The organism is Candidatus Micrarchaeota archaeon (genome assembly GCA_028866575.1).
Lineage (GTDB): Archaea > Micrarchaeota > Micrarchaeia > Micrarchaeales > Micrarchaeaceae > UBA12276.
In genome coordinates this window covers 38,348-63,342 of sequence record JAGWHU010000002.1, presented here as the reverse complement: position 1 = coordinate 63,342, position 24,995 = coordinate 38,348, and the positions used below count along the sequence as shown (strand labels likewise).

Sequence of the window (24,995 nt, the reverse complement as noted above, 5' to 3'; positions counted from 1 at the left end):
TCACTTTTGTTTGCGCCTGCTGTTTATGTATTTCTCGACCTGGTCGGTGCTGAGCTTCGAGCTCGCGTATCTGATCCACTCGCCCCTGTCCCTGCTGTCTATTGCCGGGTTGCCGTAGCTGTTGACCATTGACTGTATGTCGTCAAGGGACATCCCGCCGATGAGATCCGCCCTTCTCTTTTCGTCCGGGCTTTGCGGGGCCGATCCCCTCTTCAGGTAATCCTCCTTGAACCTGCTTATCTGCCCCGGATCGACTATCATGCTCGCGGCATATGCTGCGTACCTGTCCCTGTCCTTTATGTTCTTTGCAGGTATGCCGTAGGAATTGCAGAGCAGCATTATCTCCTCGAGGGACATGTCGCTCATGAGCGCAAGCTTGCTGTCAGTGGATGTATTGCCGCTGCTTTCCTTTCCCGCGCCGCCCGTGGCTCCGCCGCCTGATGGCGCCCTGCCGGCCTGGCTCCTCTGCTGCCTTGCTGCCTCGCGCTCCTTTTCTGCCCTCGACTTTATGCTTGTGTCGAACACCTTGCCCCTTCTCGCGTTGTAGTAGTTCTTGTACCAGTCCTTTATCGCCATGCGCACGCCCTGCGGGTAGGGCGAGGACTCCGGCGCCCTGAGCGGCTCAGGCGTTCCCCCTGGCTTCTTCGAAGGCCTTACGTTCCTGTCGTAATAGTCGCTAATCCTTATGAGCGAAAGGTTGTATACTGCAAACTCCGCGAGCGCAGCCTTGTCCATGCCAGCAGTCCTGTTGTCAAGCCCGTACTGCTTGAGCATCGAGTGTATCTGGCCGTCGCTCATCTTGCCGAGTATGCTTGTCTTGTCCCCTGCATATTTGCCCCACAGCTCTCCATGGAACGTCTCGCCGTACCTTTCCGGCAATCCCCTCCTCCAGAACTTCTCCTCGTGTATCCTTTTGCCGCCTTCGCCGAACTTACCCAAAACCCTGCCTCCGGGGTTGGCTTCCGTCCTTGCGTACAGGTTGTACTTTCCAGGCTTCAGTCCGAGGCCGCTCTCCCTCCTTCCCCTTCCTCCCGACTCAAGGTCATTCCTTGACCTGAACGTGTCCTGATGCCCGAGCAGGGTCCTTCCAGCCTGTCCAGCTGCAGGCGCGGTTCGCTCCGCATTGCTCTTGTATGCCCTTCCCCTTCCGATTCCCTTTCCCGCGCCGCCCGTGGCTATGCCCTTGGTCCAGCCCACAAGGCTGGCTATTCCGAATACCTCGAAGAAGTCCCTTCCTATCGATCCCCTTGCCGCAAGTATTAGTATGAATATCACTACTACTGGTATGAAGGCGTATACGGAACCCAGGCTCAGGATCAGGTGAAGCATCATCTCACCCTCCTTCTTCTGCGCTTCCTGCCCATTGAAAGGAACGCTATGATGGCCACAATCCCTACCAGCGCAACCACGGATGCGATCCCTATCGTGCCGTAGCTGAGCACGTAGGACCCTATCTCGAACTGCGTGGTAGTGTAGTTCGGCGCGTCGCTGTAATCGTATTCCGGAACCTTTGCCAGTATGTCGTTCTGGTCTATCTGGCCGGAGAACTGGTCTGATCCGCCGGAAGCTCCCAGCCATGTTTGCGAGACGTCAAGCGGCTCCGGCGGCGGGTTCCCGTAATAAACGGCTATGACCCTGTTCTGGCCGACGCCGCACGCGTTGAACGTATAGTGGAAGTTGCCCGAGCCGTCTGTCTGCGTCACCCCTATGAGGCCGAGCTGCGAGGTGAAAAGCCCCGTGCCGTTCGGGAATACCGGTATGCAGTACTGGTATACGCTCGGGTTGTTCGGGTCGTTCCTTATCACGTTGCCTATCGTATTGCTGAATATGTTGCAGTCGTATACTATCGGAGTCAACAGGCTCTTCGGCTGCTTCGGGCATCCTCCGACCAATCCGGCCTCTGTGTGATAATCTATCTGCGAGGCCTCCTGCGCCCCGTCCGGCTGCTTCTGCGTCTGCGTGCTCAGCGGGTTGGCCAGCGCGCAGCTCTTTGATGTCGGCGCAAGCGTGCAAAGAAGCGCCCACTTGTAGTATGCTGATGGGTTGCCGCTGCCGGATCCGGATGGCGATGATGTGGAATTGTAGTAGTTTATGTTGTAGTTCCAGTACAGGTATATGTTGGATCCTGAGGGTATCGGGTGCGTTCCTATGGGTGTAGTGTAGGTTGCGGTTCCCTGCACCGTGACGCTCGTCTGGTTCTCGTTCGAGGGGTTTATCAGCGGATCAGCTGTAAGCGTCATAACGGTTATGTTTGCCAGGTTCACGTCAAGGGGCATGGATACGGTGTTGTTGAACCTGTCAACGTATGTGTAGAGCAACCTGTTGTACCCCAGCACCGAAGTTGCGGTCGTGAGGTTGAGCACAAGGTTCGCGAGGTGCGATGATTGCTGGAATACGTTGAAGAGCTGGAAGAACTGCGTTATGTTCTCGTTGTAGTACTGTATCTTGCTCGTATCTGTGAAGTAATTGCTGTCATAGTAATAGTTGGGCTGGCATATCACTCCGCAACTAGCGCCTGTCGAAGCGGATGGTATTGCTATCTGCGTCTCATAGCCGTAGTTGGTCCCGAAACTGGATACCTGCTGGAACAGCTGCGTCTGGTAGTTGTAGTTGTGCGCAGCGTTTATCACTACAGGTGCGCCCCTTGAAGTCGCTGCAGTAGCTGCACTCTGCGGGCTTATCGTCTGGTTTATGTATATCTCCCCGGGAAGCCTGTTGGTGTACAGCTGGTAATTTATGTACGGCGATATTATGAGCCCCGCATCCGAGAGGTTCTGGACGTAATTCGTCTGCTGCGGCAGGTACTGAAGGTATGTACTTCCTCCCTCTATCGTCTGGTTCAACGGGCCTGATTTGCTTGAAAGCGGGGTAACCTGGTACTTGTAGCTGGTCGTCTTGCTGCTGACGCTTATCCCCGTGCCGAATATCGGCGGGCATACCGGGAACAGCGGATTGAGCGGCACGTCAAGCCCAGTATCAGTCCATGACTGGTTGAGTATGAGCGTTACGTTGTAGGGCACTACAGCATAGCCGTTGAGGCTGCTCCTTAGGTATGTGCCTGGCAGGCTCACGCTGGGCGCAGTGCCGCTTGCCAGCGGCCCTGTTGCAAGCGTGTTGTAGTTGGCTGTTCCAAGCCCTGTGTTCAACTCCTGGTTGGTCTGGCTGTAGTAGTTGTTGGTCTCTATGCCCTTGGGGAACAGCGAGGAAAGCTGGTTCTGGACATTGAGGTACTGCTGCGGCGTCCCGAGGCTCTCGGCATAGCCGAACGAATCAGGGATCCCGAGCACAGGCGGTGATATGTACTGTATCATTGCGGTGTTGGCGTTGTATATGCAGGGGTTGTTGTCCGGGTTCGGCGGGCTCACGTTAAGGTAGCAGGTGTAATCGGAATCGTTGGCCATGAAGTCCAGCTTTGTATAGTTCTGTATCTTCGGCCTGAACGCGAGCAGTTCGGTGTAAAGTCCCTTCTTGGGCTGTATGCTGCTTCCGCAGTCGAAGCCGACCTGCGGGTTCCAGCACCAGTTTGTTCCTCCGGCGCCGAACTGCCACGCATGCGCTATCAGGTAAAGCGTGCCGTTGAAATCCGAATACATGCCTACGGTGTTCGCTCCGGGCCCTATGTGCCCGTCAAGCGCATCAGTCCTCGGGCCTATCGGGGGATACGGCGTGTTGGTGTCAAACGGCCCGTACTGGCAATCCAGCGCGCAGTATGTCTCAGTGCCTCCGTTCGGTATCGATACCGATGCGGACAGCGGCCATCCGTATGGCGCCCAGCCGTACGTAGGCGTGACCCCTGTGGGCAGCGATGTGATTATCTGCCCGGGCTTCGGCACGAAATCGTTTATGTCCTGCTGGTCCACGGGTATCTCTACGCCGTTCGCGGAGAATGCCCTAAGCATCAGTATGGAAATGTGAGCGTAGCTGGCCTGCTGCGGCATCACGAAGCTCCAGTTGTCAAGCACGTAAAGTATGCCCTGCGAATCAGCTATCGCAACAGGATGGTGGTAATTGCTGGTATCAGGGACGTTGACGCCCTGCGCAAGCAGCGGCTTGTAAGCGTTCTTCACTGCCGTGTCGTTGTACGGCCCACCGTTAGCAAGATAGGCTATTATGTTCAGGTCGTAGGTGTCGTTAGAGTAGCTCAATGGTATGTTGCCCACGTAGGTGAACGCGTTGGACGCAACGCCTGATCTCGGCCCTCCCTGCGGGCTTGTCTTGTATACCTCTATGCCCCCGCCCTCATCTGCGAAGAGGCCGCCGCCGCTTGGATTGTACGAAACATTACCAACGTAGACGAACTGGCCTCCCGGGGACACGGCAAGCTCGCCGCTCGGGAGGAACCACGGCGGAGCCGCGACTATGTCGTTCTCGACGTAGTTTCCGCTGCCTGGCGGGGTAAGCGCCGCGATCGCGAACGCACCGGACTTGTCCACATCGCCTACCAAGAAAAGGTCTCCGGCAGTGTCCGTCTGCGCGGCAAGCGGCGTAAACTTGTAGAGCGCCCCGCCGTTGTTTATCTTGAAGCCCACGAGTATGTGCCTCACCGAGGAAAGCTGGCTTATTCCAACGAGGTAGAGGTTCTGGCTCCCGGAGAGGAAGGTGCTCGCGAAATAGTTCTTCCAGTTGGTGTTCCACGTAACTGCATTGTCTGTGAACGGAATGGCGGCAGGCTGGTAGTTCGTGAAGTTGTAGTAACCCTGCGGTATGAACTTGAAGGTGTAGATGTACGTGGTAGTCGTGGAGGATATGAAGCAGAGAAGGCCGCATGTCGTCGAGGACGCGATTACGTATACGTAGCCGTTGGGCGACGCGGTTATGAACTGCGGATTGTATATTCGCCCGTACACGAAGCTGCCGAACTTAGTCTCGTGGCCGTTCGCGCCTACGCCGAATCCCACAAGCGCAGCCTGCTGCTGGTTTAGGTTGCTGAGGAAATTGTCCTGCGCCATAGTGAGGCTGTTAGGATCTGGATAGTCTATCGATACCACGTTGAACGGGAATTCAGTCAGGTAGCCGTTGTAAGTTGCGAAGAATTCCGTGCCGCCGTACATGGGGAGCTCGTCAAGCGAATTTCCGAGCGTTGCGTAGTTGTGCGGCGTATAAACGCCGTAGGTCTGGTTGTAGAATGTTATCTGGTTGTTCAAGGGCGTAGCGGACGCGGGTATGGAAAGCTGGTAGTTTATGTAGGGCAGTATGCTGACGTTGGTGAAGTTGAGCCCCCATGCATTCACTTCCGCATAGCCGTTCGCATATGCCGCCAGCAGCGTATCCGAATACATCGGCTTCGGTGTCGTTGCGTAGCTGCCGGATGCTGTGTTCGCCGATCCGTAGTATATGTTGAGCCCTGAATACTTGACTCCCCCTATCTCTATGGTGCCGTTGGTCGATACCTTTGTCCAGCCGCCGCATGATGCACCGCCGTTCTGCAGCTCCTGCCCGAGAAGCAGCGCATAGTAGCATGTGTCGCCTCCAGGAAGCGTCTTCACAGGGCTGTAAAGGTAGCCGCTGTAGTTGAACCAGTTTCCGCTCTTGAGCGCGCTGTTGTTCACCTGCGGAACCGATATGTTGGTGTTGTTTATGCTAGCTATCGCAGAAGTTACCTTGTAGTTGTAATTGTATATGCATACGAACGGTATGACGAGCTGTAAATTGTCGTACTCCTGCGTGAACTGGAGCTTTGTGAGGTCCGTCTTCTTCAGGTTGACGTATTTCGCGCTCCATGACCAAAGCCCGTGCTGCGTGGACGAAGGAACCTGGTCGAATATGTAGGATTCGGTGCTGTAGCCGTTGGATATGTTGTATTTCGCGCCGCCGGATGTCTGCGTCTGCCCTGAATACGCGATGTCGTACACCCAGCCGTTCGCTATGTTGCTTATCGTGTAGTAGTTGTCCGCAAGAGCAACGGTGAAAGGTGTCCACCATACGAAAGTGTAGAGGTTTATCGGCGTGAGCAGCGGGGTTATGTCAGCAAGGCACCTGTTGCCACCGATGAAGGAATTGGCGGATGTGGTGAAGTAGAGCTGCGTGTTGGCGGAATTCGGAGTCACTGGGCAGGTGATGAGCCACTGCCCGTTCTGCTGGTTGTCGCTAAGCACTGTCTCAATAAGCGGCGTAGGGCTCTGCAGCGATATCGGAGGCAGCGACGTTATCTGGCCGCTTCCTGCAAAGCTGGTGTAATCCGTTTCAACTACCGTCGTGTTGACGTATGTGCAAAAGCCGAAGTATGGCGTAGAAAGCGGGCATGCGCCTATTCCAGGTATTCCCAGGCCGCCGAAGGACCCGACACCGGACAATGCTGATCCAAGCAGTCCGCCGGAGGAGGTGAGCGCCTGCAATCCAGCGCCTGCGGGCCCTCCGGAAAATATGTTGTTGAGCTGGGAATTCGTGAAAAGGCCGTTGAGCCCAGGATTAGATGCAAGAGTGCCAAGCGCGCTGCTTCCAAGGACCGATGATATGTGCGTGTTTGCCATGAGGTTGCTAAGCGACGGGTTGTTGAAGAAGCTTGTTGCTGTCGGGGCGCCGAGCAGGCCTGACATGAGCGGGTTGCTCAGCAGGCTCTCTGTTGCAGGGTTTGCGGTTATCGCACCTGCGCCAGGGTTGTTGAGCAGGCTTGCAAGAGCTGGGCTTCCGAACAGGCTGGCGAATGCGGGATTCCCGAGTACAGGAAGCGCAGCAGGGTTCCCTGATACAAGGCTTGCCAGCTGGCCTATGGCTGCGGGATTGCCGAGCATGCTGCTGCTCCCAAGAAGCGGATTGGACATCATCGATACGAAAGACGGGCTGCCGACGAACTGGCCGAACGCGGCGCCTGTAGCTATGTTCCCGAGATTGGCTAGCATCGCAGGATTGCCGAGTATCGATACCATTGAGGGATTTGAAAGGAAGTTCGCGAACGCTGCGGGATTGCCGAGTATAGGTCCCATGCCGGGGCTTCCGAGCATTGTGTTGAAATAAGTTGGATTGCCCAAAAGCGTGCCCAATTGCGGATTGGCGAACAGGCCCCCGAGCAGCGCCGGATTGCCAGCTATGTTTGAGTAGCTGGGATTCGCAAGGAAGCCGGAGAGCATGCTGGGGTTTGCCATGAGCGTTATAAGGGAGGGATTGCTCAGCATCGGCGCGAACACCGCGCTGTTCTGGAATATGTTGTTGCCGTTGACTACGAATGCTGGGTTGCCTATGAAGCTTGCAAGCTGCCCCTGGTTACTGGCTATGCCTGCAAGCCCGGGGTTTCCCAGAAGTTGCGCAGTGTAGTACGAGTTGTTGGTTATCGGGACAAGGGCAGGGTTAGTCATTATGGAGCCTACCTGGGCCGGATTGTTTATTACGGTGCCAAGCGATGGGTTGCCCACAAGGCTGCCAAGGAGATAGGGATTGTTGACTATGGTGCCTGTATTAGGGCTCTGCAGGAAACCGGTCATGGCCCCGGGGCTTGCCAGTATGCCACCGAATGCGGGGTTGTTTATGAACGCGAACATCTGCTGGGGGCTGTAAAGGAAATTCGACAGCTGTGTGGTAGTCATCAGGCTGACGAACGTGTTAGGGTTATTTACTATCTGCGCAAGCGCAGGCGTTGTGAGGAACAGCGAGAACACCTGCGGGTTCTGCATCGACGATTGCATCATCGGATTGCTGAACACGGTTCCAAGCCCTGCCGGGTTTGCCATGACGCCGCCAAGTGCGGGATTGCTGAACAGCAACGTAAGCGCCCCCGGGTTAGTGGTAACTGGCGCAAGCGAGGACTGGCTCATGAAGCTTACCATCTTGCTTTCGTTGCCTAGAACTGCACCGAGAGCAGGATTGCTCAGAAGTGTTGTAAGCACAGCGGGATTGCCGGTAATGGGGTTGAGGCTAGGTGTCGAAAGCATCGAGGCGAGCGCCGCCTGGTTTGCTATCACGCTGGCAAGCCCTGGATTGCCCAGGAGGGCCGCAAGCTTAATGCTGTTGCTGGTTATGGCGCTGAGGGCTGAATTGCCCATGAGGCCGGACACCTGCGTAGGTGTGGCTCCGGTATTCAGGAAATTGTTGAATGCAGGGTTGCTCATGAAAATTATGAACTGCGGATTGGACATCAGGCTGGCAGATCCAGAGCTTCCCATGAACCTTGTAAGGTTAGGATTGGCGAGTATGCTCTGCAATGCGGGATTCCCGAGAAGGCTGGTAAATGCCGCGGGGTTTCCCGTTATGGGTGTTGAGGAGGAAGAGGATGCAAAGGACGACAAAGAGGTGCCGTTTGCTGCTATCGCGGCAAGCGCGGGATTGCACAGAAGGCTTGCGTATTCGTTCGTGTTATTCTCTATCCTCTGCATTCCCGGCTGGGCTATGAATGAATAGAATGTCGAGGGGCTTTGCGCAACGGTAGCTAGGGAGGGATTCGCCAGCAGGCAGGTAAGCAGCTCGTGGTTTGCGGTTATGCCTGAAACGTTGCCGCTGCCCACGAAATTGTTGAACTGCGGGTAGTTCTGCAGCACGCTGCCGAAGGAGGGATTGGACATGAAATATACAAGGGAACTCCCGTTCATCGTTACAGTTGTTATCGATGGATTATTCAGCACGGAGTTGGTCGCCATTGAAAAGTTCAGGAAATAGCCCAGGGTTTCCGGATTCGCAAGGAGATAGTTCATCGCGTAGGTGTTGGATATTATGTAGTTCGCGACGCTGCTGTTGCCGAGGGTGTTGCCTATTATGAAATCGTAGGAAGAGCCGGCACTGGCACCGTTTGCTATTCCGGTAAACGCAACGGGGAGGAACGCCGCAAATAGCAAGACAAGCGTGATCCACTTAGCCGTGAATAGTTCTTTGCCAACCATCCCCATCATTTGCCGCATTGAAGATACGCAAATACTACATATTATCTCTATAAATATTTATCTATGGCGATGCGGCGCCCGATGCCCCTAGCAAAGAAAAGCGCAACCGCTAAATTCTTGAAAAACAGAGTGATTGTGTGATTAGATGAACGTAAGGGAAAGCATATTCTGGATAGGCCACGCGGCATTCTACATAAAGGCAAAGGGCACGACAATATTCATAGACCCATTCAAGGTGGGCGATGGCATAAAGGAAAAGGCCGACATAATGCTCATAACGCACCCACACTTCGATCACAACAGCAAGGCCGACATAGACAGGGTGCGCAAAGACAGCACGAGGATCATAGCACCGAAGAACTGCCTTGACGGGAAGGAGTACAGGCACCTGGAGGTTTCAATGCCCGGCTTCAGGACAAAGATTAACGATGTGGAGATAGAGGCGGTATCAGCATACAACAAAAGCGAGGAGAGGCAGAAGTTCCACCCGAAATCCGAGAACTGGGTCGGCTACGTGATAAGCATAGACGGCACCAGGATATACCATGCGGGAGATACAGACCTCATACCTGAAATGGAGAATATCAGGGATATAGACGTCGCCCTGCTCCCGATGGGCGGCACGTACACCATGGCAGAAGAGGACGCGATCAATGCAGCCAAGAAAATAGGACCGAAGACTGTAATACCGATGCACTACAAGATGGTCCTAGGGCGCGAGAGGTCTGACCAGCTGGAAAAAAGCGTAACAGGGAAGCTGAAGAACGCGCTCATACTCAAGGAGGTCCAGGAGCCGATGTACTCTTTCTAGTAGAGGGCGCGGTTCACATCCTTCGCTACCCCCAGTATGGTTTCCGGGTCCATGTGAAACGGCCTTTCGTCAGCATGCCCGATTTTCTCCGAGACGAGCCTTGCGCACTCCTTGGATATCCCGAGCGACTTTGCCGAATCTGCTATCGCATTCCTCAGCCTCTTCTTCTTGTGGCCCATTATGAGCGATATAGTCGATGCTGTCTTTTCGTCCATGATCCCTGGCTTTGGCGCAAGATAGACCAGCGAAGAATCGACATTAGGCACAGGGTAGAAGTTGTTCGCACCTACCTCCATTACCAAATGCGCCCTGAACCTGAGCGCGGATATGACGCTTAGCTTGGAATAGCTCCGCGTCCCCGGAGCAGCAAGCATGTGCTCCGCGAATTCACGCTGTATGCATATGAGCGCTGGTATGCCCATGGAGCCCAGCCAGTATATCGTCTTGCTTGAAAGGCTGTACGGTATGTTAGATACCATTATGTCTATGCCATCGAATTCCTTCTTTTCCATCGAAAAGAAATCGCCGTTTATGAGCCTGAGCTTCTTGGACTTGAGCTCCGAGCCCAGCATATTGAAAAGGCGCTCGTCCTTCTCTATGGCAACTACGCGCCTTGCGGTCTTGCAGAGCTCCAAGGTGAGTATTCCCAGGCCTGGTCCCAGCTCCACCACGCTCATATCCCTGGCATACTCCGACTCCATTGCAGCTATCTGCCTGTTGACCATGAAGTTCTGCCCCAAGGATTTTCGGGCGCCGAGGGCCCTTATCGCGCTCTTGTAATCCGAAGCGTCCATGCAATCAAAATCGGTTAATTATTTATATGCTAGTTGCTTTATTAAGAACATGCGGGCAAATGGGCAGACGGCGATAGAGTTCCTTTCGACATACGGGTTCACCTTCCTCATAATAGCGCTGGTGCTGCTGTTCCTGATACTGTACACATCGCTCCCGAAGACGATACTGCCATTCCAGTGCACGTTCTACAACGCATTCAGCTGCCACGATCTCATATACATAAACCTGCCAAACGACACCGGGTCGCAGCTGATAATACTCGCAAGCGCCGGGCAGATCGGCGTGGTCAACTTCACCAGTTTCAACGCCTCCATAAACAACATACACAGCACGAGCGGCTACTGCACGCCCAATACCGTAATACCGGGGGAAAGGTTCTTCTGCGTCGCGAATTTCAGCACGGTAGGGGTGCAGGGGGAGCTGTATGACGGCGTATTCAGCATGTCGGCCGGCTATTGCGCCAATTCGCCCTCAAGCCTCAACAACTACAGCTGCCCCGCTTCCAACAGCTTCATATACGGCGGGAGTTTCAGGACAGAGAGCTCGCCATCCAAGCCGCCGGTGCTTGTCACATTTGCGATATCGCAAATGCAGGACCCGAAGTCGGACGTACTAGGACTTGACGGCGCAAACTACGTATACGGCCAATTGCCGCTTACGATGACGTATAAATCGGGCACCGGGCACACGCTGTTCTACAACTCAACAGTTTTGACGGGCGGCAATACGATATACACGTTCCATTCCGTATCTGGGTGCGGGATAACCACGGAAGGCGCGTACTTCGTCGCATCGCAGAGCTGCACGATAACGGCCACATACCTCGGCTTAACATACAGGAGCTGCCAGCTCCCGCATCCGCCGAACCATGAAGACGCTTCGTACTGCTATGTCGGGGGCTACGACATGTCCGGAGAAAGCATAGTCCAAAGCAACTTTTCACATGCGTATCTGGTAAACGCCAACATGACCGGGACAAACTTCAACCAGGGCGTCAATTTCGAATACGCGGATCTTGAATACGCGATAATCACAAATGCAAATTTCCATAACGTGGATCTCAAGGGGGCGAATCTGGGGAACGTCATCGGGATATCAACCTATTTCCGCAGCGCAAACCTGTCGTATACATACATGGTCAACGGCTATTTCGTGGGTTCGGATTTTTCAAGCGCCAACCTCTCGTATGCAAACATGCAAAACGCGGATTTTGCAAATGCAAAGTTCAGGGGCGCGAATCTCGCGTACGCAAACCTGAATGGGGCCAATATCACCGGTGCAAGCTTCAGCGGCGCATACACGCAGGGCTGCACCGGCTGCCCGTAATAAGGCAAGCAAAAAGAATAATCTATAAATTGTAAACCGGTTATAAACTAATGCGCCTCAGTAGCTCAGTGGCAGAGCGTCTGCATGGTATCAAAACTTTTAGGAAAAGTTTTATCAAAAGCAAGCAAGCCATAAAGCAGAAGGCCGAGGGTTCAATTCCCTCCTGGGGCTTTAGCTTGACGGGGTTATATATATAATCCCCATTTTGCACTGGTTTTATCATGCTTTAATATCTTATTGAAGATAAATCTCTATGGAATGGCAGTCCAATAAACTTTTTAAAGATGATGAAGAAAGAATGCTTTATAGCAATATCCTCACAATTGTAGCCTTTCTATTTTCTTTAGTTCTTGTTGTCAGCGGAATTACTTTAAGTCAAAATATTGCATTAAATAATCAGGCTAATGCAAATGCATTAGCATATAGCTTTAAACTGCACATCAGCACATTAGGTCAAATAATAGCCTTAGTATTATTAGCTTCGGCTGCTGTAAGATGGATCGGGTCTAAACGGAAAAGCTACAACGGTTTATACCTAATGCTATCATGGATTTTTCTCTTTATTGTAGCAGTGTATACGGTCTATTTACTTATTATCTATTAGGAGTAGACCTACAGATTCTGCAACTATTTTTACATGCTTTCTTGCCTTATGTAGTTGGTTTTAATTGAGCCTCCTTAAATAGCACTTTGATGGTTTTCGTTCTATCATCAATTACTACATTGAACGTAAAGCTATTCTTACCCTTTTGGGGCTTTAGATTTATGGTTCTGTCATCTAATAAACCCTGTTTACTATCTACTGCCTTTCTACTAAAAGTATTGATAATACCTCTTGTTTCAAAAAATCTTTGTGATTGGTCTCCATTTATTCCAATGTGTGCATGTGGGTTCTTATCTCCTTTAGAGCCTATCAAAACATCAATGTAATAATCACCTCTTTTCGAATCTTTTTTTACTCTGACTTTTGCCCATGCCTTAGCAGTTTCATAGAATTTGCTTGCTATATCAAATTTAAAGGTAGAGTCTATCTTTGACATATTTATCCCATTTTACATCAGAATTTGGTTTCTAACCACGCATTGTAATATCTTTGGGTAATGTTTCCATCTTACTTACAAGGTGTTCGAGAATTTCCGCAGTTTCTATTAACATCTTTTTTGTACTTTGATTATTTAATAGTGGTTTTCTATGCTTAGCAAGACGTTTTAAAGATTCTTGGTCTCTTTTGTTATTCAAGAAAACTCTATGTACACTCTCACCATAATGCATTATTATATCTCCTTTTTCAACTGCAGAAATAATTTTTTTCTCTATATCTCTATCTATCACTTCAAGTTCCTTTCCAGCATCAAATAAATCTTTTCTGCTTATAAAGTTACGTTTCTTGCTTTTTGGGTCTTTAATCTGTCTTATGGTTTGTGGATCATCATATGGGCTTATTTCTGTTATTCTAACTCGAAATGACTTTCCTTGTTTTATTATTTCTTTTAAAGGTCTAATTTGTCTCATATTTATTTCCAAAGCTGATATGTGGTGGACTACAGAGTATAAGGCATTATCAATTGATGCTCTACACAGTACTGCAGACCCTAAAAACAAGCCATCTCTGTAGCATTCTACAGCTTCAATAAAATAGCTTAAAGAATCCCAAAGCAAAGGTGAAATGTTGTATGTCTTTGTAATTTTATCCCACCCATTAGCACTGAGAATAGCATTTGCAAATTTGTCTCTATCTGCTATTTTCTCTCCAAAATCGGAAAGCATGTCCCAAAGACTTATTTTTATTTTAGAAGTGTGATATATACTATTATGTTGAGCTATCTTAAAATTATCCATATAACTTACCATGAATTTTTTATAGATCAAGTTCAAGTCCTTCCAAGACCCTTAACGTGAAAAGGGCAACTGCTGAACACAATAGAACTATTGTGTCAAACAGTATGTTTTCTACAGAATTAAAAATTGTCTTCATATCTCTTATCGAATAATTACAAACTGGTATCTGTGATGAATTAGTTGGACTTTGAACATCGCAACTTTGGGTAGTTAATTGATTAGAATTGAAATTACTTGGTTGATAATTTGACATGTAGGCTAAATTAGTACTAAATCTAATAAGATTTCCAGTTGCATTTATAAAGTAAATTATTACAATCCCGATCAGTGCCAAAGCGAATACCGAAATTACTATTTTATATCTATTATCTCGAACCGTAGACCAATTCAAATTCTTCTTAGTAAACTTCGATAGTTTTATTAGAGCGATAATTATACCAAAAACAGCCAATGATGCAGCTAAAAGGAAGCCTAAGAAGAATGGTATTGCACCTGATGAAGTGTAAGAATTTGCATAGGAGAATGCGGATAGTACATTATCATTTATCTTATACAATGCATAATAAGAAGCTATAAACACGAAAAAGGCAAATGAAGAACACAAGGATAAGAGAAAATAATTAAGCCTCTTGGAAGATTTTGTTGCGATAGATATTACAGATACGGTTAGGATAAAACAACAAATATTCCAGAGTACTGCTGTGGTAGTTAGTATAAAATTACTAATACCATAGTTGAAAATATAATAGGTCTTCGGATAAACCCATGCAAAAACAAATATTAGATATGCTATGACTATAATTTCAGCCATAAGAGTTTTGATCTTATCATTTATGACCTGAAACTTCTTTAATACGCTCAAAACTATTAAACCTACAAACGGAACTATTGTAAGTTCTAAAAGAAGTTTGGGATACAAAGCAGCTAAATTATGTCTATAAAAATAGAATATATAGCCGAATAATGAAATTAACAAGATTAGAATTATTATTTGTGCTTTGTTTGATTTTATAAATTCTATAATATTATGTTTTTTATTACGTACCATAAAGTTACCTTTTCCTTTTTGCTGCAAGTTTGGAATAAAATAAGAAAGAACCCATAAGTGAAAATAATAAGAACATCGATATTGCTGTAAGAACTAAACTCAATCTTATCTCATCAAAAATTAATGTCATTAAGGAAAGGATTGAAACAAAAAGATAGGCTGTAAAGGGCAAAAGAGAGCTAGTCTGTTTGTAAATGTTAAATTTGCTTAATGATTGGTTCATTAATGCAGTAATGATGCTTACTGCAACTAAGAGCGAAGAAATTAAAGCGATTAAATCTTGCTGTATATTTATATTACTAAAGGGATTTGATGAAAAACCTACAATTACTGGAATTGCTACCACAAATAAGGTAAATATATATGCATAGACTATATGAAAGGTTAAATTCATTGAATATATTTCTTTCTTTGAACGGCCTTCACGTAGTTTCTTTAGTACTTCGTTATTTTTATTTTCAGAATATTGGTACGCACCTAAAAATATTTTTAAAGGAAGTTTCAAAGCAAATTTTACCATCAGTATAAAAACAATAAAACTTACTAAAATAATCCCAATTCTTAATTGGTAAGTTGGAGCAAATAATGTGAAAGATAAGATTAGAATAGGCAAAAGCAATTGAACTATTACATTTTGTATTAGATCGTAATCTTCCCAAACCTTGACTATCTTTTTATTTGGTTTGGGTTCTGGAAATCTTTCTTTTAAGTTATAATATAAGGAAATTATAGCTAAAACCAACAAAACTGAAGTTAATAATGTAGCGTATAAAATAGTTTTCGGCAATAAAATCGCATATATAAAGAGAATTACAAAAACCAAAATAAGTGCTAAACCTTTTCTATTGTTAAATAATTTTATTTTATGAGTAAGTGTTAATGCAAAATTATACGTCAATAACAATATAAAAAACAAACCAAAGATATCTGTTGAAATTTGTTTATTAATGAAATAAAACACTGATGCGATAATAAAGCACACAATTAGAATACCAACAAATACTTTATCGGTTAATTTCATTTGATTCACAATTTTGCTCTGGTTTTAGTATAAATCTTTATCTTCTTTCCTTCTTTTATATGCTTCTTTTGATACCATAAAGTCGATTTGTTTATACCTAATTTTTTTCGCTCCTCTGGATTTATGTTCAATATCCTATCTCGGATATTTGAGTTGTCTTCTCTTACAATATCTATCTCTGGCAAACTGAATTTCAATTCGTTAGACTTGCCAATGATATGATTCCCTAATATCCTCACGTTATCCAATAGAACCCCTTCATATGAATGGCTTTTGCCCTTGTACTGCATTCTCTTGTTGAAGTTTATCCTTATTTTCTCTATCAACAACTTAGCGGTATGCTCTTTCAATCTGACGTGATAGTTCTCTGTTACTATGAAATCGGATTTCTTGAGTTTCCTTTCTTCTAACAGTTGTATTACTGATAGGTCAATTAGCCATCTATATAATTCTTGAGCATCACAAACCAGCGATGCCCTTCCACTATGTATTTCGTGCAAGAACCCGATAGATGCGTCTAAGCCTATTGCATTGATATCTTTTCTTATCTCTGATTCCAGTACTGCATAGCCATAATTCAATAGTGCGTTTATCTCATCAGAGGCATTGACGTTATGGCTGTAGGTCTTATTGCCTCTTTTCTCAAATCTGAACTCTGGATACAGCTTATCAAATATCTTTGTTATATTGACCCAATAGATATCTGCAATTCGGCCTTCATACGTCATCAATTCATCATTGGCTCTAATCTTCCCAAATAGTCTATTTTCGTTCTCAAAGGCATTTTTGATCTTGTTCATGTCTATGGAATTATAGTAATCTGATAGCTTTTCCAGTAGTTCAAACGACTTTGCAACCTTTTCTTTTATGATTGTAGCTGCTACCTTAAGCCTTTCTTTCTCATCAAGGTACATTTTATACTGCATAATCCTTAATTTGCTCGAAACTGGTGCTTTTGGCAAGGCTACACTAAGTAACTCTCCATTCCAGTTAAGCATAGATACGGATATATCGTGCTTCATCAGCCAGCGTAACGCTTCAAAAGTGATGTTACCAGTATGGCCATCTACAATTATCGAATCGTAGGGTATTTGATGAGGATAGAATTCTATCTGCATTTTATCGAGCTTGTTTGTAATAACAAGCTTGCGTTTATCTACTTTTATGTTTGTACCAAATCCAGATATCAATAAAGGATTCATTCTGATTCACCTCTAAGTTCCTTTTGTATTTTAAGCACTAAGCTCATATCGGGTCTGTATTTGTTTATATTTTCATATTCTTGAAGTCGGTTTCTTAACTTTAGGTCATTATAATTTAGAATTTTAATTATTTCAACGTAATCATAAAGCGGAACATAAAAACCATTTCCAGCTTTTATGATAAGTTTTTTTGCTAATTTTTTATTCGATAACGGTTCTTCGCCAGATTTTAATGCTTTTTCCACTTCCCTTAATGTTTTTTTATCTAAATAGTCTGACCACATGCCTAAAGATAATAAATCAGAAACAAACTTTTCTTTTTTTACTAATTTCTGAAATTTATCTTGATATGTGGAATCTTCAAAAAGGTCAGCATTATATAAATAAGATTCAAGAAGTGATAATTTGTACAGATCAGTATCTTTAAATTCAAGTTTCGGATCAGTCAAAAATTCCTTGTCGCTACTTACATCTTCAATAAAGTTTTTAACATCTTTTACAAAATGTTTGTATTCTTTCCAGTTCAATTCAAATGCGAATATGGATTTTGATCCGTCTGGAATTTTACTTAAATCAGTTTTATTTAATTGGTTTATGACATTTTTTATAAAATCCCTTTGGGTATTAGCAGATATTGCAAAAGTATTTAGACCGATGGATAATGAACTTGGATAATTCGTTTCGTGGCATATAATATTTGGCAGCGGTTTTGCAACGTTATTAGTTTGCGTAAGAAGCAAACCGCCAGAATAACTACTACCCATTTCTTTTAACTCTAGAAGTGTATGCATGAGTAACCAAATACCTTTATATTCTGCTTGACCTTTTTCTGTAAGTACATAAACTGGTTTCATGCCTTTAGTAAACCTTTTTTCTGGTTTTATCTTTCCATCACTATAGACGTCTCCCTTTTCGATAATGATATCTATTTTTATCAGTGTTTTTTCAATAGCCTTTTCTGTTACTAAATTCTGTAAGATTTTAGTTAGACCAGCTGGAGAAAGCATAGTCTTTTTTTGCAATTCTGTAAAGGTCGCCCCTTCTATGATGTTATTTTTTGAATCGACCTTTTTGCTATCATGAACTATCGTAAGAATCTTGTCTCTATTTTCATCCCTTAGTCTTCTCTGACGCTGATAGCTATCTTTCCTTCTCATAACATCATATAGTTACTTTACTCAACTAAGTATATAAATATGCGCTAAAGCGCAATATACTATTGTAAAAGGTGTTTACGATGAAATTCAGCAATAGATATTCGAAGTTTGAACGCTGGCTTTCAGTTTCAGATAAGCGAACAAATTATACTCAAAGAATAACCCGACTACACAGCCTCTATCCAAAGGCCAGCCTAGAACAACTTAGAGGACATGCTCAGTTCAAAGCTAAGCCAGTACCAGTCTATAAGCGATCTTGGAATTCCCTAACGGCTAAGGAACGGCTTATACGAGAAAGGGCTTTGGAAGTGCTTACCGATGCCCGAAAGACTGGCAAATCAGTCTACAAGCTAAGCAGAGAACACAGAATAGGCCATCTGGCAGTAAGGAAGGCTACCAATGCCTTCAGGAAGGTAAAAGGACGCTGGAAACCCTCAAAATTTGACCGTATTTCACGTATAATGGCCATAAACGAGAACGGCAAGGAAGTATTCATAGAATTGAATGATTCACGGCAAGCTTCGATTATCGGGGCTTACCAGTCAGCTATAAGGGAATACCTCAATACTGGCAATCCTGATGCTCTGAAGGCCTTTAAGGGCAAGAAAGTGAGGGATGCTAAAGGCAAGCTGCATACGCTTGATACCGACCCCGAATCCATAAGAGCCATAGCGGAGAGTAGGGAAAATCCCGAATTTTACGATATTTACAAGATTGATGTGTGATCGCATGACAACCAATGCCACAACTATGGAAAAGCAGCAAATATCGCTTGCTCAAGCGATGCAAGAACACGATGCAGAAATAGAGAAGAACGTCCTTTATGTAAGGCTACTGGATGGTGAGAGCAAACGGCTCAAGCTGACTGGCAACATAAACAAGACAAAGGACAAGTTCGAGAGGACAATGCTTGAATTTGAGCTGCAAGACACTGTAGAGGACGGTGCTCATAAGAGCATCAGCTTCAACATCAAGAACCCGATAGTGAAACCCATTCTGCAACGGATCAAGGAAGGCAAGAACGACCTAGTGATCCATAGGACTGGAAACAGTAATTCGGATACGAAGTACAGCCTAATAGAGCTAGCGTGATTCGATGCGAGAATGTACCGAATGCGGTAAGCAGTTCAGTAGCGGTGCATCTTATAGGGTTCACAAGTCCAGATTCCATAGGGAATCTGGGCAGCAACCAATAGCACAAGAACCAAGTAGCGAACCCGAATCAGCACAAGAACCAGCATCAGAACAACGAGAAGCCGAAAGAAACACGGATGACGATGGATGGGCTTGGATAGCTGGGGCTGGTGCTATAGCGATAGCTATCATACTGGCTTTGCTGGGTGGCAAAAAGTGAAAAAGAAGCACGATAAGCTGGTCGGGGAGATAACCAAAGCCTTCTTTGACAAGGCAGAGAAGGAGAATCTCGACCCTAAGCACGTTCAGAAAGCGATAAAGTGCGTTCAACACGTCTTCTCAAAAGACCCAAAGAAGAAGAACAAGAAGTGCGTTATATGCGGAAAAGGCTAGAGAATCATCATATAGCTGGTGAGAAGAACTCGGAGATCACAGCTACCGTATGTGTTCCTTGCCATTTACGCATTTCTGAGCGTCAAATGGCTTGGGATTCGAGATGGAATTATACCAACAATTCAGAGAATCTTAGGAATTCTTTCATTCTTGAAGGTGTAAAAGAGATTTTGGTGCAGATGCACTATGAAACTGGCATAAAGGACTACAGGTTGCTAGCAGATTCCTTGGCAAGCCACATACAGCATTACAGGGAGATACCATGAACGTGGCTGTAAGGTGCTATGTGGATAATGAAAGAGAAGACCGTCCACAGTTCGAGAAGTATTTCAATTCGAACCTTGTCTTTGTGTTCGATTTCGAGACTACCATAGACATGTACCAAAACATGCTATTCGGATGCTGTGGAATATGGGAAAATGGCATTCGTGTAGGGTTAATGCTCATACATGGCTCCGATTTAAACGAAAAGCAGCTAGCAATATTGCGTGAGTATGCAACCAAGAACAAAGTAGAGCTAATAAGCAGAGAGCAGTTCATAAGGATATTTTATCAAAACGTGTACCAAAGGAGAGCCATATGTATTGGTTTCAACTTGCCATTCGACATATCAAGGATGGCAATAAGCAGCGGTACATCAAAGAACGACAAGAATTCATTCTCATTCAAGTTGTCTGACAAGCTTTACGATCCGAGAATCACGATAAAGCACATCGATTCTAAGTGTTCTTTTATCGGATTCACCAAGCCGTTCTCAAAGAATCGAACCAAGATAAGAAAGTACGCTGGTACTTTCGTTGATCTAAAGACGTTATCCTTTGCATTAACAGATAAATCCCATACGCTTGAGAGTGCTTGCGAGAAATTCGATGTACCTCACAAGAAGAAAAAGGTCGAAGAACACGGCATGATAACGCTGGATTACATAGATTACTGTGTAAATGACGTTTTGGCATCATACGACCTCTATGTAGCATTATCCAAAGAGTTCGAATCATACAATCTATCCGTACCATTAAACAGCTTGTATTCACCAGCATCCATAGGTAAGGCATACATAAAGGCCATGAACATAAGATCATTTTCAGCACAGAACCCTGATTTTCCCAAGAATATGTTGGGTTACATAATGTCCACTTACTATGGTGGTCGTGCTGATGTACATATCAGAAAGCAGCCGATTCCGGTTACATACATAGACTTTACAAGTATGTACCCGACCATGTTCGAGCTTCTCGGATTACAGGATTACGTTATTACAGATAACATAGACGTTATCGAAGATAACGAATTTCCCAAGTTATTAGCCAAAATAACGTTATCCGACCTTAATAATAAGGAAATTTGGAGAAAGTTCAGAGGTATAACATTAGTAGATGCTGATTATGACATATTCCCAGTAAGGGCTAAGTACGGAAACAAAACCGTATACAACATAGGCATAAACCACGTAAAAGGCAAGCTGTACTATGCCTATCCTGACATAATAGCAGCAAAGCTTCTTACTGGCAAAGTTCCAAAGATCATAAAGGCGTATAAATTCGTGCCGAAGGAAATTCAGAATGACTTGAAACCAGTAGAGCTATTCGGCAAGACCATAGACCCAAGAAAGACAAGTCTGATTAAGGCCATGATTGAGCATAGACTTGAGGTCAAGGAGACGCTGAAACCTGACAAAGATAACAAGGAACTCAAGAATCAGGATCATATAGCCAAGATAATAGCGAATTCAGGCGGATACGGCATATATGCTGAAGTAAATACCATCCCTGAAAGCAGTATTGTAGACATTTATGGCCTTGAACACATCAAAACAGAGGTCGAAAAAAAAGAAACACAAGGCAAAGCCTTCAATCCTATTGTCGCAACACTCACGACAGCTGGTGCAAGGTTAATTCTTGCTATAGCAGAGACGTTTGTAAACCAGAATAACGGCTATTATGCCTATTGCGACACCGATAGCATCTTTGTAAACCCTGAAATAGTCGAGAGTTTGCAAGCGTTCTTTAGAACTTTGAACCCTTACAGTAAGCAGACAGAGATGTTTAAAGTCGAAAAGGCAGAGGACGGTACAGAATTGAAAAACGTGATGTTTTACGGTATTTCAGCGAAAAGGTACTGTTTGTATAGGGTAGATAACTGTGAGATAACCATCCTGAAACACTCCTCACACGGCTTAGGCTACATATCAGGTATGCCAAAAGAATGGGAGAAAGAACTCTGGATAGATATTTTGCGTTATCACGACAGTAAAATAACGCAAGAAGAGATACAAAATAAGTATAAAGATAACGTAATTGTAGCTCAATTATCGATAACCTCACCCCGAATAATCAAAAGATTCGACAAATTCAACACGAATAACACGAAAAACCAAATCAAACCGTTCAATTTCATCAATGTCGGCATAGGATATCGCAAGGATAACGGTTCGGATAACGCTATAATACCAGCAATACCTTATACAAAACTCACGAAAACAGTCAAATACATGCCATTTGTCGATTACAAGACAGGAAAATACTACGAAAATAACACACAATACTACTGGAAACCGTTATCAGAGATGTTTCTTGACTACATAAACCACAAGGAAGAGAAGTACGATGGCGATATCGGCACGTTATCACGCAAGAAAATAACTGTTGATAACGTTATCCACATAGGAAAAGAGTCGAATAATCTTGATGAATCCGAAATAATCGGCGTTTCGGATAACGATTATGTCGTTTATGATAACGCATCTAAGGACAAGATAACAGGTATCTTATCGAAAATAACGTTATCGGATGCACGAAAAATAGGTATTTCAAGAAGGAGTTTGTTTTATTTAAGGAAGAAACTAAAGAAGTTGAAGGATGGTGAGGTCATAGAACTAAAGAAGAAGACATTAAAGAAGCTTTTAAACGCTCTTAGCTGATTTTGACGTTTTGGATAGTTATTTAAGGTTTGTGAGTTATTAAGGTTAATAAGGGGGTAAGAAAGTGTCTCGTAGACATCATAGGTATCATAGACCCATAAGCAGCACATATTATAATCAAAGTTACACACAAAGACCTTGGAGTGTTAAGCTTCCAGAAGCCTTTAAAGATATAACCCCACAAATTAAGGCAGTCGTAATAACTATAATTTTACTCATTTTAAGCATACCTCAAATACATTTGCTTAACCTTGAAGGGACAGTTGGATTATCAACTCTTTTTACATCAAGTACACTTTTTATCAATTTTGTAATAATATTTGCTATCTTGCTCGTTTATGATTTCGTTACTTATAGGGCAGCACGTTTCTACCAAGAGGTTTTTGGTAGCTTGTTTGGTTCAATATTTATCACATTAGCAAAAGGCACATTAACATTCCCTATTGTGTTAATACTAACTGCCATAATATTCTATCTGGGATTCATGGCTGGTAAACTGCTTAATTTAGTCAACATGAATGAAAGAAGTAGGAAATTAATAAGTGGAACTATTGAAGTATTGGTATTCTTTTGGTTAATTGCAGTAATTTTTGTCTATTATAGCTATCTTGTACCAGCTTCTCCAATATCATTAAACTCGGCATATCTTACCCAAGGTCAATTAAATAGCTCTTTTGGAACAAATAGCACATCAGGAATTGGATTATATAGCGTAAACAGATTAAACGCAAATGAGACTACTTATGGATCTCTTATACATCTATTCCCGACACCTATTCAATTAGTAGCCTTCAACCTTACATTTGCAAATACGCAAGCTGGTAGTGCTTATTTCGTTGAATACTACAACATAACAAGTTTGAATTTAACTGAATATACCTTACAAACACCACAAGCAAGTATAATATTTATTACACAAGCGCATTCTGCAAGCAGTATAGGAAATATTAACGGTTTACAATACTTTACTGAGGACAACGTAATAATGGCATCTAAAGGCAATTATATCGCCTTTATTACTTGCTCGGGTTCTTTATGTACTAATGCTAATACACACAGATTATTGCAAGCAGTATCGCAAGATTTCAGTTAAAAAAACGTATTGTGAGTAAATGTGCAAGAGTTGTTTAATTTTAAAAAAAGAATTTTTTAATGAAGCTACTAAGCAAGTAGAAATGGATTTAATACCAGCATTTAAGGAAAAGGAATGTAACTGTCCATGTAAGGACATGAAGGTATATATGGATATTAAAAAATGGCCAACAGACTTATTTTTGTAATCAATGTAAACATCTAAGATCAAAGTATGTTTAAAATTATTATGAATAATATCATTTATATGATCAAATGGAACTAACAACAGAAGAACAAAAAGAGCATATCTGCGGTTTCTGTGGACATAAAGTAACTATATTAAAAATCCCACACCATAAAACCGATTTAATCAAGCCTAGTTTTATTGAAAAAGTTCGTGGTAGAAATAATAGCCGTTTAGACAGAAAAGTATCATTTATACATGAGACTGCCTTACATATAAATACAAATAAAGTTCCATCAATCAAATGCAAAATAAAGGATTGTAATTGTGAAAAGCCTGTGGTTTCTTTTAAGATAGGTGAAAAAACTGTTTATATAAAAACAATAGAAAGACCAATTTGTAACAAATGTAATAAGTCGATGGATATCATCAAAACTAAGGGTACTGAGATTGTTAACAAAGGCTTTGGAAAATATGAGGAAACGGTATCGCAGTATATATGGTGGTGTTCAAACTGCAATAATGGCATAGTTATATAAAACAAAAGGAAGACATTTTTTAAATCATGTAAGGTAACAAATATGTGTAAAGCATGTCATATAGATAGTACACATTGCGAATGTAATTGTGAAAATTTAGAAAAAGTAGCAAAATTAACATACATGGTTAGCAATTTAGGGATTTATAGAGGAACACCTGTTGGAAAATATCTACCGAGTTTTTTAGAATTTACGTCTTATCTTTGTAAAGACTGTGATTGTTTCTTGGTCAGAGTTAATGCTGGTAGCAGAGGACATTTTACAGTTGATGGCAAATATGAAAGTAATCCTTATGTAGTATGCAAATGTACAACTGTAAATGGGATTTGGACGCTTCTTATACCGCTGGCTGATGGTAGAACTATAAATTGGCCTCAAAACAAGAAATTTATCACCATTAATGATAGACAAAATGAATTTCGTGGTCTATATCTAATTAGTTTTAAACCAAAGATCGCTTTAGCTGAAGATGAATTGCAAAAGTATATAGAACAACTTAAGAAAAAGGTTGAAAAGGATACATCAAAAGGCCAATACACTGAAAAAAAGAAGAATAATTATATTAAGCAAATTGTTTCTAGCTACTGCTCGAAATTAAAATCTAAAAACTATGAAGAGTATGATATTAAAGAAGCTATGGGAGTATTATTAAACGAACTTGAAGATGTTAATTTTAAAAAGAATAGGGAATTTAGTCTGTTTGATTTTAAATTTTAATAAAGTAGGTGCAAAATAGGGATTATAT

Annotated in this window: 18 protein-coding genes and 1 tRNA gene; 10 read left to right on the top strand and 9 right to left on the bottom strand. The window is 44.0% G+C overall.

Features of this window, described 5'->3' with window-relative positions; genetic code table 11:
- On the bottom strand, positions 1–1,332 hold the full coding sequence (locus tag KGI06_01395) for a hypothetical protein (protein ID MDE1870875.1): 1,332 nt from the start codon (positions 1,330–1,332) through the stop codon (positions 1–3).
- Positions 1,329–8,807, bottom strand: coding sequence for a hypothetical protein (locus KGI06_01390; GenBank protein MDE1870874.1), 7,479 nt, complete (start codon positions 8,805–8,807; stop codon positions 1,329–1,331). Before KGI06_01390 ends, KGI06_01395 begins: the two co-directional genes overlap by 4 nt.
- Positions 8,808–8,952: 145 nt before the next feature.
- Here KGI06_01390 and KGI06_01385 point away from each other — a divergent pair, with 145 nt between their 5' ends.
- A complete protein-coding gene (locus tag KGI06_01385; protein MDE1870873.1) occupies positions 8,953–9,618 on the top strand; it encodes an MBL fold metallo-hydrolase in 666 nt (221 codons plus the stop codon).
- Here the strand turns inward: KGI06_01385 and rsmA are convergent.
- The gene (rsmA, locus tag KGI06_01380; GenBank protein MDE1870872.1) at positions 9,615–10,412 is read right to left on the bottom strand and encodes a ribosomal RNA small subunit methyltransferase A; all 798 of its coding nucleotides are present in this window, start codon (positions 10,410–10,412) and stop codon (positions 9,615–9,617) included. The two genes, KGI06_01385 and rsmA, sit on opposite strands and share 4 nt — an antisense overlap.
- Before the next feature lie 49 nt (positions 10,413–10,461).
- Between rsmA and KGI06_01375 the strand changes: the two genes are divergently transcribed.
- Both KGI06_01375 and KGI06_01370 read left to right on the top strand, forming a co-directional pair.
- The gene (locus KGI06_01375) at positions 10,462–11,739 is read left to right on the top strand and encodes a pentapeptide repeat-containing protein (protein ID MDE1870871.1); all 1,278 of its coding nucleotides are present in this window, start codon (positions 10,462–10,464) and stop codon (positions 11,737–11,739) included.
- Positions 11,740–11,793: 54 nt separating this feature from the next.
- Positions 11,794–11,910 (top strand) — tRNA-Thr (locus KGI06_01370).
- Positions 11,911–12,389: 479 nt separating this feature from the next.
- On the opposite strand, the gene KGI06_01365 is transcribed toward KGI06_01370, so the two are convergent.
- Genes KGI06_01365 through KGI06_01340 form a run of 6 tightly spaced genes read right to left on the bottom strand, consistent with a single transcriptional unit; the run spans position 12,390 to position 18,006 of the window.
- A complete protein-coding gene (locus KGI06_01365) occupies positions 12,390–12,779 on the bottom strand; it encodes a hypothetical protein (protein MDE1870870.1) in 390 nt (129 codons plus the stop codon).
- 31 nt (positions 12,780–12,810) lie between these two features.
- Positions 12,811–13,578 carry a hypothetical protein gene (locus tag KGI06_01360; GenBank protein MDE1870869.1) on the bottom strand — a complete coding sequence of 256 codons (768 nt, stop codon included), beginning with the start codon at positions 13,576–13,578 and terminating at the stop codon, positions 12,811–12,813.
- A gap of 19 nt (positions 13,579–13,597) precedes the next feature.
- A complete protein-coding gene (locus KGI06_01355; GenBank protein MDE1870868.1) occupies positions 13,598–14,626 on the bottom strand; it encodes a hypothetical protein in 1,029 nt (342 codons plus the stop codon).
- 4 nt (positions 14,627–14,630) lie between these two features.
- Positions 14,631–15,647: a hypothetical protein gene (locus KGI06_01350; protein MDE1870867.1), complete on the bottom strand. Its 1,017-nt coding sequence runs from the start codon at positions 15,645–15,647 to the stop codon at positions 14,631–14,633.
- 5 nt (positions 15,648–15,652) lie between these two features.
- Positions 15,653–16,849 carry a CRISPR-associated endonuclease Cas1 gene (gene cas1, locus KGI06_01345; GenBank protein ID MDE1870866.1) on the bottom strand — a complete coding sequence of 399 codons (1,197 nt, stop codon included), beginning with the start codon at positions 16,847–16,849 and terminating at the stop codon, positions 15,653–15,655.
- Positions 16,846–18,006, bottom strand: coding sequence for a hypothetical protein (locus KGI06_01340; GenBank protein MDE1870865.1), 1,161 nt, complete (start codon positions 18,004–18,006; stop codon positions 16,846–16,848). Before KGI06_01340 ends, cas1 begins: the two co-directional genes overlap by 4 nt.
- An 80-nt stretch (positions 18,007–18,086) precedes the next feature.
- Between KGI06_01340 and KGI06_01335 the strand changes: the two genes are divergently transcribed.
- The 7 genes from KGI06_01335 to KGI06_01305 all read left to right on the top strand — a co-directional run bounded on the left by KGI06_01335 (position 18,087) and on the right by KGI06_01305 (position 24,967).
- Entirely contained in the window at positions 18,087–18,731 is a 645-nt protein-coding gene (locus KGI06_01335; protein MDE1870864.1) for a hypothetical protein, read from the top strand.
- 4 nt (positions 18,732–18,735) lie between these two features.
- On the top strand, positions 18,736–19,098 hold the full coding sequence (locus KGI06_01330) for a hypothetical protein (GenBank protein ID MDE1870863.1): 363 nt from the start codon (positions 18,736–18,738) through the stop codon (positions 19,096–19,098).
- 258 nt (positions 19,099–19,356) lie between these two features.
- Positions 19,357–19,533 carry a hypothetical protein gene (locus KGI06_01325; GenBank protein ID MDE1870862.1) on the top strand — a complete coding sequence of 59 codons (177 nt, stop codon included), beginning with the start codon at positions 19,357–19,359 and terminating at the stop codon, positions 19,531–19,533.
- A 262-nt stretch (positions 19,534–19,795) separates the two neighbouring features.
- Complete coding sequence (locus tag KGI06_01320; protein ID MDE1870861.1) at positions 19,796–22,453, top strand: hypothetical protein; 2,658 nt, start codon at positions 19,796–19,798, stop codon at positions 22,451–22,453.
- 64 nt (positions 22,454–22,517) lie between these two features.
- Positions 22,518–23,546 (top strand): hypothetical protein, encoded by a 1,029-nt coding sequence (locus KGI06_01315; protein MDE1870860.1) that lies wholly within the window; start codon positions 22,518–22,520, stop codon positions 23,544–23,546.
- 254 nt (positions 23,547–23,800) lie between these two features.
- Positions 23,801–24,250 (top strand): hypothetical protein, encoded by a 450-nt coding sequence (locus KGI06_01310; protein MDE1870859.1) that lies wholly within the window; start codon positions 23,801–23,803, stop codon positions 24,248–24,250.
- Between the two features lie 42 nt (positions 24,251–24,292).
- Complete coding sequence (locus tag KGI06_01305) at positions 24,293–24,967, top strand: hypothetical protein (protein ID MDE1870858.1); 675 nt, start codon at positions 24,293–24,295, stop codon at positions 24,965–24,967.
- Positions 24,968–24,995: the final 28 nt, after the last annotated feature.